The sequence below is a fragment of the Ignavibacteriales bacterium genome (assembly GCA_026390775.1).
GTDB lineage: Bacteria > Bacteroidota > Ignavibacteria > Ignavibacteriales > Melioribacteraceae > Fen-1258.
This window is the reverse complement of record JAPLFF010000007.1, coordinates 1,270,389-1,283,936: the sequence shown is the minus strand read 5'-3', so window position 1 is coordinate 1,283,936 and position 13,548 is coordinate 1,270,389. Positions and strand designations below refer to the sequence as shown.

General features: G+C 34.8%; 13 protein-coding genes and 1 tRNA gene. 1 reads left to right on the top strand and 13 read right to left on the bottom strand.

Annotated elements, in window-relative coordinates; all coding sequences use genetic code 11:
* Window position 1: 1 nt before the first annotated feature.
* From NTZ27_10885 to NTZ27_10865, 5 genes are all read right to left on the bottom strand, one after another.
* Complete coding sequence (locus NTZ27_10885) at window positions 2-1,261, bottom strand: HAMP domain-containing sensor histidine kinase (GenBank protein ID MCX6175247.1); 1,260 nt, start codon at window positions 1,259-1,261, stop codon at window positions 2-4.
* Window positions 1,258-1,935, bottom strand: a complete 678-nt coding sequence (locus tag NTZ27_10880) for a response regulator transcription factor (protein MCX6175246.1) — start codon at window positions 1,933-1,935, stop codon at window positions 1,258-1,260. Before NTZ27_10880 ends, NTZ27_10885 begins: the two co-directional genes overlap by 4 nt.
* A 264-nt stretch (window positions 1,936-2,199) precedes the next feature.
* Window positions 2,200-3,672, bottom strand: a complete 1,473-nt coding sequence (locus NTZ27_10875; protein ID MCX6175245.1) for a YiiX/YebB-like N1pC/P60 family cysteine hydrolase — start codon at window positions 3,670-3,672, stop codon at window positions 2,200-2,202.
* A gap of 45 nt (window positions 3,673-3,717) precedes the next feature.
* A complete protein-coding gene (amrB, locus tag NTZ27_10870; GenBank protein ID MCX6175244.1) occupies window positions 3,718-4,653 on the bottom strand; it encodes an AmmeMemoRadiSam system protein B in 936 nt (311 codons plus the stop codon).
* A complete protein-coding gene (locus NTZ27_10865) occupies window positions 4,650-4,784 on the bottom strand; it encodes a hypothetical protein (GenBank protein ID MCX6175243.1) in 135 nt (44 codons plus the stop codon). Before NTZ27_10865 ends, amrB begins: the two co-directional genes overlap by 4 nt.
* A gap of 77 nt (window positions 4,785-4,861) precedes the next feature.
* Here NTZ27_10865 and NTZ27_10860 point away from each other — a divergent pair, with 77 nt between their 5' ends.
* The gene (locus NTZ27_10860) at window positions 4,862-5,740 is read left to right on the top strand and encodes an aldo/keto reductase (protein ID MCX6175242.1); all 879 of its coding nucleotides are present in this window, start codon (window positions 4,862-4,864) and stop codon (window positions 5,738-5,740) included.
* Window positions 5,741-5,793: 53 nt separating this feature from the next.
* Here NTZ27_10860 and NTZ27_10855 read toward each other — a convergent pair whose 3' ends face one another.
* From NTZ27_10855 to NTZ27_10820, 8 genes are all read right to left on the bottom strand, one after another.
* Complete coding sequence (locus tag NTZ27_10855; GenBank protein ID MCX6175241.1) at window positions 5,794-7,119, bottom strand: T9SS type A sorting domain-containing protein; 1,326 nt, start codon at window positions 7,117-7,119, stop codon at window positions 5,794-5,796.
* 269 nt (window positions 7,120-7,388) lie between these two features.
* Window positions 7,389-8,369 carry an ROK family protein gene (locus NTZ27_10850; GenBank protein MCX6175240.1) on the bottom strand — a complete coding sequence of 327 codons (981 nt, stop codon included), beginning with the start codon at window positions 8,367-8,369 and terminating at the stop codon, window positions 7,389-7,391.
* Window positions 8,366-9,694: a sugar MFS transporter gene (locus NTZ27_10845; GenBank protein ID MCX6175239.1), complete on the bottom strand. Its 1,329-nt coding sequence runs from the start codon at window positions 9,692-9,694 to the stop codon at window positions 8,366-8,368. The genes NTZ27_10850 and NTZ27_10845 overlap by 4 nt, the downstream gene beginning before the upstream one ends.
* Before the next feature lie 204 nt (window positions 9,695-9,898).
* Window positions 9,899-10,738, bottom strand: a complete 840-nt coding sequence (locus tag NTZ27_10840) for a hypothetical protein (protein ID MCX6175238.1) — start codon at window positions 10,736-10,738, stop codon at window positions 9,899-9,901.
* Window positions 10,739-10,938: 200 nt separating this feature from the next.
* Window positions 10,939-11,011: transfer RNA gene (locus tag NTZ27_10835), tRNA-Lys, on the bottom strand.
* Between the two features lie 151 nt (window positions 11,012-11,162).
* A complete protein-coding gene (locus NTZ27_10830; GenBank protein ID MCX6175237.1) occupies window positions 11,163-12,707 on the bottom strand; it encodes an amino acid permease in 1,545 nt (514 codons plus the stop codon).
* 241 nt (window positions 12,708-12,948) lie between these two features.
* A complete protein-coding gene (locus tag NTZ27_10825; GenBank protein ID MCX6175236.1) occupies window positions 12,949-13,191 on the bottom strand; it encodes a hypothetical protein in 243 nt (80 codons plus the stop codon).
* Window positions 13,163-13,507, bottom strand: coding sequence for a hypothetical protein (locus NTZ27_10820; protein ID MCX6175235.1), 345 nt, complete (start codon window positions 13,505-13,507; stop codon window positions 13,163-13,165). The genes NTZ27_10825 and NTZ27_10820 overlap by 29 nt, the downstream gene beginning before the upstream one ends.
* Between the last annotated feature and the right edge of the window lie 41 nt (window positions 13,508-13,548).

The following is a 13,548-nucleotide window of genomic DNA, read 5'->3' as shown; positions in this document are numbered from 1 at the left end:
TTTAATCTTTTGTTTTATTGAAATTCAATACTATTGTGTGTGACCCGTCTATGAATTGATAGGTTATTCCAATTTCATACATATTACAAATCTTTTTAACAATTGCTAATCCTAATCCGAGAGAGTTTTGCGATTTCTCTTCATAGGTAAATCGCTTAAAGTAATTCAACAGATTTTGTTTTGGTTCCTTTCCGCTGTTTTTTATCATTAAAATAGAATCCTTCAATTCTATAAATATTTCACCTTCCAAAATGTTATGCTTAATCGAATTAGAAATTAAATTACTTAGTACTATATCCAATAAATTTTCGTTGAACTCCACTTCATACATCGATTCCAAATTAGTGCGTATTACAATCTCTTTTGAATTAATCGCATCTGTATAGTTATCAATAATTCTTTCTATCCTTCTACCTAAAAGAATTTTTTGTGTTGGGAAAAAATCGGTTGTTTCCAGTTTAGTCAATAAGATCAGAGAACGGTTCAATTTATCAAGTCTATCTGCATTGTTTATTATTGATTGCAGATTGCTTGAAATTTCGGCATCTGTAAATTCCTTCTGTAGTAACAATTCTGCTTTTGCTTTTATCACGGCTACTGGGGTTTGTAATTCGTGACTTAAATCCTCCGAAAATTCTTTCAATGATCGGTATTCTTTTAATGCTTTTTCCGATAATTCAGCCAGAGCATATTTCAGTTCATTAAATTCGTCTATGTTGGAATCCTCCAAAATCATCGAATCATTTTTATGTAATGAAAACATTCCCAAATGTTTTAGATTGTTATAAAACGGCTTGAATATTTTCCTCGCTGTGTATCGGTTAATTAAAGACAGAATCAAAAGAAGTAGGGCAAGAATAATAATAAGGATAATCAGTATAGCCGAAAATAAATCTTCCTTCTCAATTAACGATGTCCGCACTGTTATTCTGTAATTCTTATCATTGACTTTCTTATAGATCGTATATTGTCTGTAGGCTTCATTTTCTTTTTCAGCTTCCAGAAAAATGGTTGTATCCTTAAACACGGATTTGAAATGGTTTTCTTTTACTAATTCTTTTATCTCAATCAATGGTGGATATTCGGCTTTTATTCCTCTCTCAAGTTTTAGAGTTATTTCCTTGCTCGTATCTCTCAATTGCCCGTCTGATCTTTCAGAAATAATCCAATCAACAGAAAAGTAAATGGCAAACAAACCAAGCATAAAAAGTATAGCCGTGTTTAAAATGTAATAAAGCGATATTTTATTAAGTAGTTTCATTTTAGAGTAAACTTATAACCAATTCCATAAACAGATTTCAAATAATCTTTAGCCCCGCTATCCTTCAACTTCTTTCGCAAATTCTTTACATGAGTATATACAAAATCATAACTGTCAAATGCACTTGAGTTATCACCCCACACGTGTTCAACAATCGCCTCTTTATTTAATACTCTTTCTTTATTGCTGATAAAAAATAAAAGTAAATCAAATTCCCTCCGGGTAAATTCTATAGCCGACTCATTTATCAAGACTTCTCGTTTATCAATATCAATCTTCAATTCGTTTAACTGAACAATATTTCCACCGTCAAAATGTTTTCGCCTAATAACCGATTTTATTCTTGCATTAAGTTCAGCCAAATGAAATGGTTTAGTTATATAATCATCCGCTCCTAAGTTCAGTCCATTGATTTTATCTTCTATCGCTTCCTTCGCGGATATGATAATAATTCCGCATTGTTGATTTCTTTCTTTAAGCCTCTTAACTAAATCAATTCCATTCCCATCCGGCAGCATTAAATCTACCAAAGCACAATCATACTCATACAGATTTATTTTTTCGTTAGCTTCTGAATATGAATGGGCTTTATCAATTAAGTATTCTTCTTCTTTTAGATAAGAAGCGATTGTGCTGGCTAAATCTTTTTCGTCTTCGATTAGAATAAGTTTCATATGCTAAATATAGCAATTCAATTCTGAAGAAATTTTGGAGTGCGTAATACTTTCTTTTCTCCCATTTAGGACTTATTTCATGTTGTACAGCCAAGAACTGCAATAGATTGGGGGTGAACCTCATTCAAAACGTTCACAAAAATTTTATTAAGCATTTGTAATTAATCTACGTTTGGGGCGGACAGGTGTCCTTCATAGTTTTCAGTGGGTATTTGCAACCATGGGTTTGAGGTTTTGCTTTTCACGTTTTACATTTAAATAATTTCAAAATAATTTTTTCTCGGTGATTGTTTCTCTGGCAAATGAAACCAATTTCCAATATGGCGGATTATAATTCATTTGCTCAATAAACTTCTTCGCTTTAATCTCAATTTCATTTTTAATCTCTTCGTGTATAGCAACCAACTTTTTATGTCTGAGAGCGGATTCCGGACTCATTCCCTCCGGAACCGGTCCAACTTTACCAAATAGATTAAGGATTATGCTATATAACTTCATTGTTCTTGCTATTGGAAGAAGATACCAATCATAACCAAGCTCTTTTCCCGCTTCAGCTTGTTCAAGAAGACCTTCAATTATTGCATTATCAATATGATCTTTTAAAAGAGTTACGACATCACGCCACTCTGCTACGACAGTTAACTGCGAATCGTATTCCAGATCAGAAGGTTCTTGAGTTACAAAATTTTTAACTCCAAATCCCGCAAGCCATTTTGCAACACCTTTAGATGAAATGCTTGATAATCCCATCCACAGATTTATGCCAAACTTTTTATATGCAAATGAAGCTACTTCTGAACAGAAGAGTTTTGTGCTGTCATTAAAATTCATTTCAAAATCGTAAGCAATATGTTGAGAGGATGCTCGTTCAAATGCAAACTTTGCAGCTTTATGTGGAAGCATTTTATCTTGAAACATTTTGGGATGATCTGCTCTCAACCGTAAAACCATGATACGAAGTTTTTTGTCTTTTAAATAATCATCAATTGAAGCGATCGCTATACCTTTTTCAATATGGGATTCGATTATATAAGTCTTCTCAGTTTTTTCATCAACATAAACCAAAGCAACGTGAGAAAAATTTCCGGGATAATCGTTGCCTCTTGCAATCAATGCCGAAGTTGGTGCACCGCCGCGTGATACTAAAATATCTCCGCTATGAATTACCAATCCGTTAATAATAGTTATTGGTGTGGAAGAGATTTCTTCTTTACCAATTATTAAGGAAGGTATTTTATTTTTATCCGCTTGGAGAAGAAGTTTCTCAACTGCAGCACGCCCGCCATAAATTAATTTGTACAATGTTTGCCGTGTAACTAAATCATTCAAATCCCATTTAATTGATTGTACTTTAACTGTGTTTCTAATTCGTGAAAAAAGATTTATAAAATCGGTCAGATGTTCTTGACATGCACCGACTAAAGCCGCAGTATGAAATATTCCGCTTTCAATCCTTAAAAATTTTGAATCTGTTGGCAATAGAGAAGTTCTTTCGATTGAATCCAATACTGCATTCAAATACTTAAATGAATTGTTTATTTCATTCTTGAGTTGTGCGCAATCTTTTTTCTTCGCTTGCACATAAAAAGATTCGAGCGAGAGCCAAAGTGAATCCCGGTTCCATACAAACTGTTGATTTGCTGCAACTTTGGGAGATTCATTCTTTTCAATTGGAATAAGAAGCAGCAGGTAGATAACTATTATTGCACTGATTGAATAAATAATTTTTCTTTTCACTTTTCACCTTTCACACCCGCCTACCGGCAGGTAGGTTTGACTTTTTCATTTCAAATAAAATCCTTCAGTAAACCATGCACACCAATGTTTATAAGAGAATACCGCTGTTAATCCCATGCTTGTATTTTTTACCGGCAGAACTTTTTCCGTGAATGTGTCCGAGTACTTGAAAAGCGTTCCATAAACTTTGTGATTACCCAAACCATTAACAACTTTGAGTATTGTCTGCAAGCCGAAAACAATCGGATATCTTCCGCACCATAAAGGAACTATTTTTTTGTTTTCCGGATCGGGCCAAAGATCGTTTGCAGTATTTTGAATTTTTTCATTCGTAACTTCTGAAACTAAATCTTTCATAATTATTTTCATATCATTTTCTGTCGCCGTTTTATGCGCAGCTTCATCCATACCGTAAGGTGAATTGTTAAAATCCTCACCATAATGATTTGCATCGTTAGAGATAAGAAAAAATATATCTTCCCCGAGTTTAAGATTATTTGTACGTATGTAGTCCAAAATTATTTTTGAGAGCCGATCTGTTATGACTTCCATTTTTTCATACGGCATTTGTGTTATCATAATTGGTGTGATCTTAATATCTCGATTATAAAATTGAAGAAATGGAACGAGAGCTTCGATTGAATGTTCAATACTTTGAGCTTTGTTGCTTACAATAAAATCTTCCTTTGGAAGTTCTAATTTAATAATCTCTCTTAACGGAGAAATCTCTACGTCTTTGTAGGGTCCTCGCCATTTATCAAATTCATCAAGTATAATAATATTAGATAGCGAACCCATTTCCTTTCGTACTGTCCCATGTGTTACACCAAAGATCACAACTTCTTTTGTCTTGATATTTTTATAGAGCGGATAGTAAACTTTCCCTGCATAGAGATAATCATCATGTACGGAAATGGCGGCAAAAAGATTTTTGGAATGATCTACTGATCCGGCGTGATCTTCCTTTGATAAATAATTCAAAATTGGTTCATCTCTTCTGCACTCCAGCAAAAACCAATATCATCACGGATAGGACGAATTGATTGCGAATTGAGAATGGCAAATTGAGAATTGAGAATTAGAATTATTAAATAAGCATATTTTGTTTTCATTTTAAAATATCCTTTTAATACTAATTCAATCTAAATACTATATTATATATCAGCAAATATATTTCTTTGGAGTAAATATGGAATTCAATCTTTCAAGAATTGCGCTTGGTCTTTGGCGTGTGCGCGAATGGAATTATTCAACTCAACAACTCAATACTTTAATTACCCAATCACTTGAATTGGGAATTACTTCGTTCGATCATGCCGATATTTACGGCGATTATGAATGCGAGATATTGTTCGGAAATGTTCTGAAAGAGAATTCTTCATTGCGGAATAAAATGCAGATGGTTACAAAGTGCGGAATAAAATTAATCTCGCAAAAATTTCCAGAACATAAATTACATTGTTATGATACTTCAAAAGCACATATAATAAAATCAATCGAGAACTCACTTCGAAATTTGTCTACCGATTATATTGATCTACTTCTTATTCACCGTCCGGATCCGTTTATGAATGCAGATGAAACTGCCGAAGCATTCTATAATCTGAAGGACTCCGGAAAAGTATTACACTTTGGGGTTTCTAATTTTTTACCAAATCAATTCAATCTTCTTCAATCACGTTTAGATTTTCCGCTCATCACAAATCAAATTGAAGTTTCAGTTCTAAATACAGAACATTTTGATAACGGCAACATTGATTTTCTTCAAGAGAAAAGAATTTCTCCAATGGTTTGGTCTCCATTTGCTGGAGGAAAAATGTTTGAGGAAAACAGTGAGCAAGCAAATCGGGTTAGAAATGTTTTAAATGAGCTTGCCAACAAATATCAAGTTGGCATTGATGCTATTGCAACTGCATGGTTGTTGGTTCATCCGGTAAATTTTATTATTGTGTTGGGAAGCGGGAAGGTTAATCGAATAAAATCTGCACTAAAAGGATTAGAAATAAAATTAACACCTGAAGAATGGTTTAAAATTTGGGTAGCATCGAAAGGTTATGATGTGCCGTGATCTTCCCAATATCCCCTCCTAATTAGAGAGGGGATTTAATGGGATAGTTAAATTTATTTCATCAAAACAATTTTCTTGCTGAGACTAACATTTTCTCCAATCAGTTTGCAGATATAAATACCCGAAGCAAAACCGCTTGCATCAAAAGTTACACTGTGAACCCCGGCAACTAACTCATGATCTACCAGCATGCTTAGTTCTTGTCCTAATGTATTGTAAATTTTGATTGTATATTTTCCTTGCTTAGGAATTGCAAATTCAATTTTAGTTGTTGGATTAAAAGGATTGGGATAAGCGATCAAAGTAAATTGCGTAGGAATTGTTTCAAGATAATTATCAACCGCATTCGGATTGAAATTTACTTTTGTTAAAATATTAGGGCCTGCAATCCAAAGATTATTATTCTTATCCACAACAAGATCATTTACACAGGTGCCTGGATATGTACTTGTGCTTTGATAATTTGTCCAGCTCGTTCCATCAAATTTATAAAGCCCTTGGTTATCGCTATTCTGTCCACAAAATCCTGTTCCAACCCAAACTTCATTAGTATTTCTAAATGCAATTGAACTAATGTACCCGGTTTTCAAATTGCTGTTTGAAGGTTTGTAATATGTCCAGGTAGAGCCATTAAATTTCGAAAGTCCTCCAGCAATCACATATCCGGTAACAGGATCATAATCTTCGCAACCAAACCAAATATTTCCCGATGCGTCAACGGCAATCGTTCTAACATAATTACCGCATAGTCCACCACTTGTATTTTCTTTTGTATAGGGGGTCCAGCCTGTTCCGTTAAATTTAAAAGCACCAATACTCGTTCCGCACCATATATTTCCGGTATTATCTTTTGCAATGGCTTCAACACTCTTGTAATTATATCCGTCAAAGAAATTGTTATAAGGAGTCCATGTATTTGCACCACTCAATTTCATTACACCAGCATTTTGTGCATTAGCTGAATAGATTCCAGTCCATACATTTCCGGGAGTATCAAAACCGACACAATATGTATAGTTGCTTAGTATACCGCAGTTGGAGGGTAGATATTGTTGACACATGCTTCCGTTAAAATTCACAAGTCCGCTACTGTAAGTACAAACCCAAACTGAATTCGTTCCTGTAGTTGCAATATCCATAACTCGATCATTCGGTATTCCAGAATTGGATGCATCGTAAACAGTCCATGCATTTAGTTGATTGAATTTAACTATTGACCGATTTGTGCCTATCCAAATATTATTTGAAGCATCTACTGACAAACAATAAACTGATGTCAAAGAAGAATTAGAGTTATTGTAATCGTAAGTTGTCCATGTTTGAGCGATCAAATTTGATACTGTAAAAAACAAAATGAATAATTTTAAAAATGTTTTCATAATTCACCTTCTATTTAAAAGTTTAATGATTAGACCGATAATTAATTGTAACAATAAATTTATTTTGTGATAAAAGAATATTCAATCGAAAAAGAGAATAACGAATATTCGTTGATGGCAGAAAAGAATTATGAAACGAAACAGGGAATAATAAATGCATTTACATATCCTCAAATTCTGTTTTCAACTTACCTAAAGAAAAAAAGTTTATCAACATTTTTGGTGTGATGTAGTGCAACTAAGAAATTATCGGCGGATAAATATATCCGTTAATCCGCGGGGAACAAATTTTTGTTTTTTAACTCATTCCAGATCAAGGCGCTTGATCCCAGCACCGCTGAGTTACCATCAGGTAATCCTGATGGGATTAGTTTTACCTTGTTCTTGAAAATATTCAGCATGTATTCTTCCATATAGCGTTTTGTCGGTACAAAAATTAAATCGCCCGCGGCAGCGAGACCGCCAAAAAGAATAATTGCTTCGGGACTTAAATACGCAACGGAATCTGCAAGTTTAAGTCCGAGTATTTTTGCAGTAAAATCAAATGCATCAAGAGCAAGTTTATCTCCGCGGTTCGCAGCATCTGCAATATCTTTTGCTGTAATGTTGTTAAATGGAATTTTACGTAACTCGCTTGGCGTGTTGGTTGTTTCGATTAACTCCTTAACTGTTCTGCAAATTCCGGTAGCAGAAGAATAAGTTTCTAGACATCCTTTTCTTCCGCATCCGCATTCTCTTCCATCAGGATCAACAATTGTATGCCCTATCTCTCCGGCAAATCCGTCTGAGCCATAAACTAATTCTCCGTTAACAACAATGCCACTTCCCAAACCTGTACCGAGTGTGATGACAATAAAATTTTTCATTCCCTTTGCTGCGCCAAAAATCATTTCACCAATTGCTGCGGCATTTGCATCATTTGTTATTGCACATGGAAGCGGAGAATATTTTTTTACAAGATCTATTACGTTTACATTTCCCCAATTTAAATTAGGAGGATATTCAACTGTCCCTTTATAATAATTTCCGTTCGGTGCGCCTATTCCGATTCCCATCAACTCATATTCTTTATCAAATTTTTTAAATGATTTATCAATCTCAATAAATAATCTTTCAAATAATTGATTTGCATTTTGTTCTGCGCGAGTTGGGATTGAAGATTCGTAAATACATTTACCGAAAACATCAACAAAACCAAAAGCGGAATTCGTCCCGCCGATATCAATTCCGATCGCAACTTTTTTTTTCATTTTATGCCGTAACTTTTTGCAAAAGCTGGTTTGTATCCTTTCAGTCCGTAATAGACAACATATAGATAACCAAGAACCGGTATGAAAAATGCGTAATGTATTCCAATATTATCTGCAAAGAATCCTTGAATTACAGGAAGAATAGCTCCGCCAACAATTGCCGTGCAGAGAATTCCCGATGCTTGCCCAGTATGTTTACCTAATCCGTCAATTGCTAAAGTGAAAATTGTAGGAAACATTATTGAATTAAATAATCCAACAACAAGAATAGACCACATCGCAACTCTGCCGAATGTTAACATTGATATAATTACAAGCGTTGCTGCAACGATGGCGTTGAAGACAAGAGCATTTGCCGGTCTAATTTTTCTTATAGCTGCCGATCCGATAAAACGTCCTATCATAGCACCGCCCCAATAAAACGAAACAAATTTCCCCGCATCGGATTCTTTAAGTCCTGCGATAAATGGCTGTCCCATATAATTAACAAGAAAACTTCCAATTGATACTTCAGAGCCCACATAAAGAAAAATTCCTATTGCACCAAGAACTAAATGTTTATATCCCCACGCACTTTGATGAAGATCATGAAAATTTTGTCCGTCACCTCCGCTTGCAGAAATTTCCGATGCTTCAATCTTAGGAAGTTTAATGATTGCAAAAACTGCGGCGATAACAAACAGTACAGCGGCTAAACCTAAATACGGAACTTGAACTGCACTTGCTTCGGTAAGTTGATATGCATTTAAATTTTCTACGCTCATACCTTTTAATTCTTCTGCAGTTTTAACTGCTACCGAAAGAATTATCAAAGAACCAAGGTACGGTGCTATTGTATGTCCAAGTGAATTTACTGCTTGAGAAAGATTTAATCTGCTCGAAGCTGTTTCGGGTTTGCCTAAAATTGCTACATACGGATTAGCTGCAACCTGCAGTAATGTAATGCCCGAAGCTAAAATAAAAAGAGCTCCCAGAAACATAATGTATGATTGATATTCTGCAGCGGGATAAAATAATAAACAACCGATTCCGGCAGTGACTAATCCAATTACAATTCCATTTTTATAACCAATTTTTTCAACAAGCATTCCTGCTGGTATGGAAATAATTGCATACGCGGTAAAGAAACTGAATTGAATCAGCATCACTTGAGTATAATTCAATGTAAACACTTGTTTCAGATGAGGAATTAAAATGTCGTTCAAGCAGGTAATAAATCCCCACATAAAAAAAAGTGAGGTTAAAACCGTTAGAGCAAATGAATAATTCTGCTGCTCGTTTACGGTGTTCGAAGTTATCGCAGAGTTTTTTCCGGACGATGTCATTTATTCTCCTTGTTGAATAAGACCAGTCAAACATATTCGAAAAAATAATTAAAATAAATCTCGAAGGATATAAATCTTGTGTTATGTGTTTAGATAAACGGTAGGGTTTTTCAATATGAGATGCTTGAAAGATCTTATACTTTAATTCTTAATCAGCTTAACAGTTTTTTCCCCAATAAGGCAATAAGAAATAATGATTAATTTTTATTTCGGATGTTGTTGAAGTATAACATCAAATGAATAATTGATTGGTTCAGAATTTTGTAATCCCGGCGCGCCTTGCCTCATTCTGCCGCCACCTCTTTGTCCGCCTCCCCTTTGCCCACCGGGCATTTGATTCCCGCCTCTTTGTGTAACTTCGCTTTCCGGTGCTCTGCCAGTTGCGTTTTCAAATTCGGATTTCCCTGTTTCGAAATACACTATTACTTTGCCTCCCGGTAATGAATTTATCTTCGTCGGATAATTAGAGGAGGCGAGCGGTATTTGTAACTCATAAACAAAATTATTTGCCTTATAACCCAATGCTAATTTTATTCCTTCTGTATTTTCTAGAGATAAAAGATTAAGCGGAAATTTATCTTTGTTAATTATTTCTAATTCTTTTTGTTCGTTCAATAATTGTGTAATAATTTTTTCTGTGTTTTCAGGCGGAATCATTTCTCTATTCATGCCATGGAATTGAGCTACGCCAATTTCTTTATTAGAAAGAGGGAATTTAATTCCGAACTTTTTATCATCGTCTCCATTAGGTGTTAACCAAGTGATAAATCCTGTTCGCAGCATCTGCATTATCTTCGCCCGATCATCAGTAATTAAACTTATATATAAAAATTTGTCATCGTTTTTAAAACCTACGGCAAATTTTTTATCGGGTGTGCTTTCCAAAGTATTCTGCCAATCTGAAATATCTCCGTCAATTTTTATCTCGTTATTTCTCCAATAGCTGGTTGTTTCTTTTACACTGCTACAACCGGCTGCAACAATTACAAACAATAAAATTGAAATAGAAAACCCGATCCTTCTGATATATCTCTTAGAATACATTTTGATCTCCGCTTACTTTTATTAGTGAATCATTTCTGAAATAGATTATTACAAATAGTAGACAACAATAATGAAAAAGTGGTTTAATACTAATAAATGTATCTATCCTATTCCATAGTATAATTTTTATCTGCTTAAAGTTGACTGTGAGTTTGAACGTTGGGTTTTAGCAAAACCCCAACTTTTGTTGGAGTTTCTAGTGCACCCTGCGGGACTCGAACCCGCGACCTGATGATTAAGAGTCATATGCTCTACCAACTGAGCTAAGGGTGCGGGGCAAAAATAAATAAAAATCATCTGTCAGCAAAACTTAAGTGGTTTGTTTATTACGAAGAATTATAAAACTTGTGAAGAGAGAAAATAAAAAGGACTCTCATTATTGTAATGAAAGTCCTTTTATGAAATATTTATCTAAAAAATATTTTTAGTGTTTATTGTTTTCTTCAGCTAGGCGTTGAGCCATTACGCTATGTTTCTTTCCATACAAAAAATAAATCAATAACCCAATAATTAACCAAACAACTAGACGTGCCCAGTTTTGCCATTCCAAAGTTAACATCATACCCAGATTGAAAATAATTCCCAATGGTGCTACAAGCCAAATAACAGGTGCCTTAAATGGGCGATGGCGTGTTGGTTCTTTCTTTCTCATTATCCAAACAGCAAGACAAACTAAAACGAATGCTAACAGTGTTCCAATATTAACCATCTTAGAAATTCCTTCTATTGGAGTAAAAGCAGAAACAAGCGATACAACTAAACCAATTAATATATTTGCTTTCCATGGAGTGCGGAATTTCGGGTGAACTTCTCCAAATGTTTTCTTTGGTAGTAATCCGTCTTTCGAGATTGCATAAAATACACGTGACTGACCAAGAAGCATAACAATACAAACAGATGTGAGTCCGGCAATTGCGGCAACTGAGATAATAAAAACAGCATAGTTCAAACCTTGCGAGCCAAACGCTGCGGCTATCGGTGCAGTAATATCAATATCTTTATAGTTAACCATTCCTGTTAGTACAAGTGCTACAAGAATGTAAAGAATTGTACAAACAATTAGTGAGGTTATAATTCCAAACGGAACATCTTTTTGCGGATTCTTTGCTTCACCTGCGTGCGTAGAGACTGTATCAAAGCCAATGTATGCAAAGAAAATATATGCCGCTCCGGAAACTATACCCAATAGACCAAATGCACCGTGAGTCCCAAATGAATCAGTATAAAATCCGCGTGCAGGAATAAAAGGATCCCAATTAGCAGTGTTTATATAGTTAGCGCCTAAAATAATAATGAACAACACAACAATAACTTTGATTGCAACCATTACATTGTTTGTATTTGATGCATTTTTAATTCCTCTAACAAGAATTGATGTAAGAAGCCAAATAATTAACAACGCCGGAAGATTAACAGCAAAATCAATTCCGAAAATTGTTGGAAAGCTTAGATCAGAAAATCGTGTTAAAAGATTTTCTCCTTTATGTGCTGCCTCAGCAATCATTTCCTTTGCAGTAAAAACATCATTCATTAACCAGATTGGAAATTTTATATTAAAGAGATGTAAAAATTTTGCCAGGTAACCTGACCATCCAACCGCAACGGCAGATGCACCCATGCCATATTCAAGAATTAAATCCCAACCGATAATCCATGCAAACAACTCTCCCACTGTTGCATACGAATATGCGTATGCAGAACCTTCAACAGGCAGGAACGAAGCAAACTCCGCATAACACAATGCAGCAAATGTGCACCCGATACCGGCAACGACAAAAGAAAGAGCCAATGCAGGACCAGCATATTCTTTTGCGCCAACTCCTGTCATAACAAATATTCCTGCGCCTATTATTGCACCTACACCAAGAGAAGTTAAACCCCACTTTCCGAGAACACGCTTGAGTTTGCTTTCCCTCATTTCAATTTCAAAGTGTTCGACAGGTTTTCTCTGCCATAATTGACTACTCATAATGAGATACTCCTATTAATTTGTTTTCCGTATTCTATTTCTCATTTAATAAATTAATTGTGAGGCTTGATCGAATGGCTTTAATAAACAATCCAATAGATTTTCTTTTCCGATTTTCAATAAACTATCCTTTTTACAATATCAGAATTATTTCCCGATGAACTTATTTATAACTGGAATAATTATCAACTAATAAATAAACCGCTACAAAAAGATTTTTTGCTCGATGTAAGTAGATAATTTACTCGTCTTCATCTTGAGTTGAGATTGGTTCGGTTTCATCAGCTATAAAGAGCATTGCGCATTTATCCCCTTTGAACTTTCCTTTTTCTTTGCAGTGTTTATGCCGTTCTTTTATTTTTTCCAAATCAATTTCAGAACCGGAGATACCAAACAGATCAAGCTCTTCGCCGCATTCAGCGCAAAAGACCATCTTACTTTTAATTGATTTCTCTTTATTGTGAACGTACTTCTGTCGTTTCATTTTTTGATTCCATTGGTTCCCAGTCAATTCCTTCACAAGGAAGACTTGTTAAAGTCGGATGTTTATCAAACTTCAGACACAAAACAGCCGTTTTATCAAAATGCTTGCAAGATGAACAAAGCGAGTTGTTAATTATCTCATCGTTCTCTTGGAGAAACATATTATATTTTATCAGCGCAGGGTGAATAATCACTCCGTAAACAGAGAGTATTCCGAACCACCACCAATATTTGTATTCCATCAAACCATATAGTATCCAGAGCACGGGAATTAAAACTGCCGTTCGAATAATTCCCCAGAATATTATTCCGCCCATAAAATTGCTTTCTTATTAAAGGAAATCTAAAGATTGTTGTA

Coding starts and splice junctions, on each gene's coding strand:
- NTZ27_10855 (MCX6175241.1), bottom strand. CDS start 7,119: ATGAAAACATTTTTAAAATTATTCATTTTGTTTTTTACAGTATCAAAT.
- NTZ27_10845 (MCX6175239.1), bottom strand. CDS start 9,694: ATGACATCGTCCGGAAAAAACTCTGCGATAACTTCGAACACCGTAAAC.
- NTZ27_10885 (MCX6175247.1), bottom strand. CDS start 1,261: ATGAAACTACTTAATAAAATATCGCTTTATTACATTTTAAACACGGCT.
- NTZ27_10850 (MCX6175240.1), bottom strand. CDS start 8,369: ATGAAAAAAAAAGTTGCGATCGGAATTGATATCGGCGGGACGAATTCC.
- NTZ27_10865 (MCX6175243.1), bottom strand. CDS start 4,784: ATGAAAACAAAATATGCTTATTTAATAATTCTAATTCTCAATTCTCAA.
- NTZ27_10830 (MCX6175237.1), bottom strand. CDS start 12,707: ATGAGTAGTCAATTATGGCAGAGAAAACCTGTCGAACACTTTGAAATT.
- NTZ27_10825 (MCX6175236.1), bottom strand. CDS start 13,191: ATGAAACGACAGAAGTACGTTCACAATAAAGAGAAATCAATTAAAAGT.
- NTZ27_10860 (MCX6175242.1), top strand. CDS start 4,862: ATGGAATTCAATCTTTCAAGAATTGCGCTTGGTCTTTGGCGTGTGCGC.
- NTZ27_10820 (MCX6175235.1), bottom strand. CDS start 13,507: ATGGGCGGAATAATATTCTGGGGAATTATTCGAACGGCAGTTTTAATT.
- NTZ27_10840 (MCX6175238.1), bottom strand. CDS start 10,738: ATGTATTCTAAGAGATATATCAGAAGGATCGGGTTTTCTATTTCAATT.
- NTZ27_10880 (MCX6175246.1), bottom strand. CDS start 1,935: ATGAAACTTATTCTAATCGAAGACGAAAAAGATTTAGCCAGCACAATC.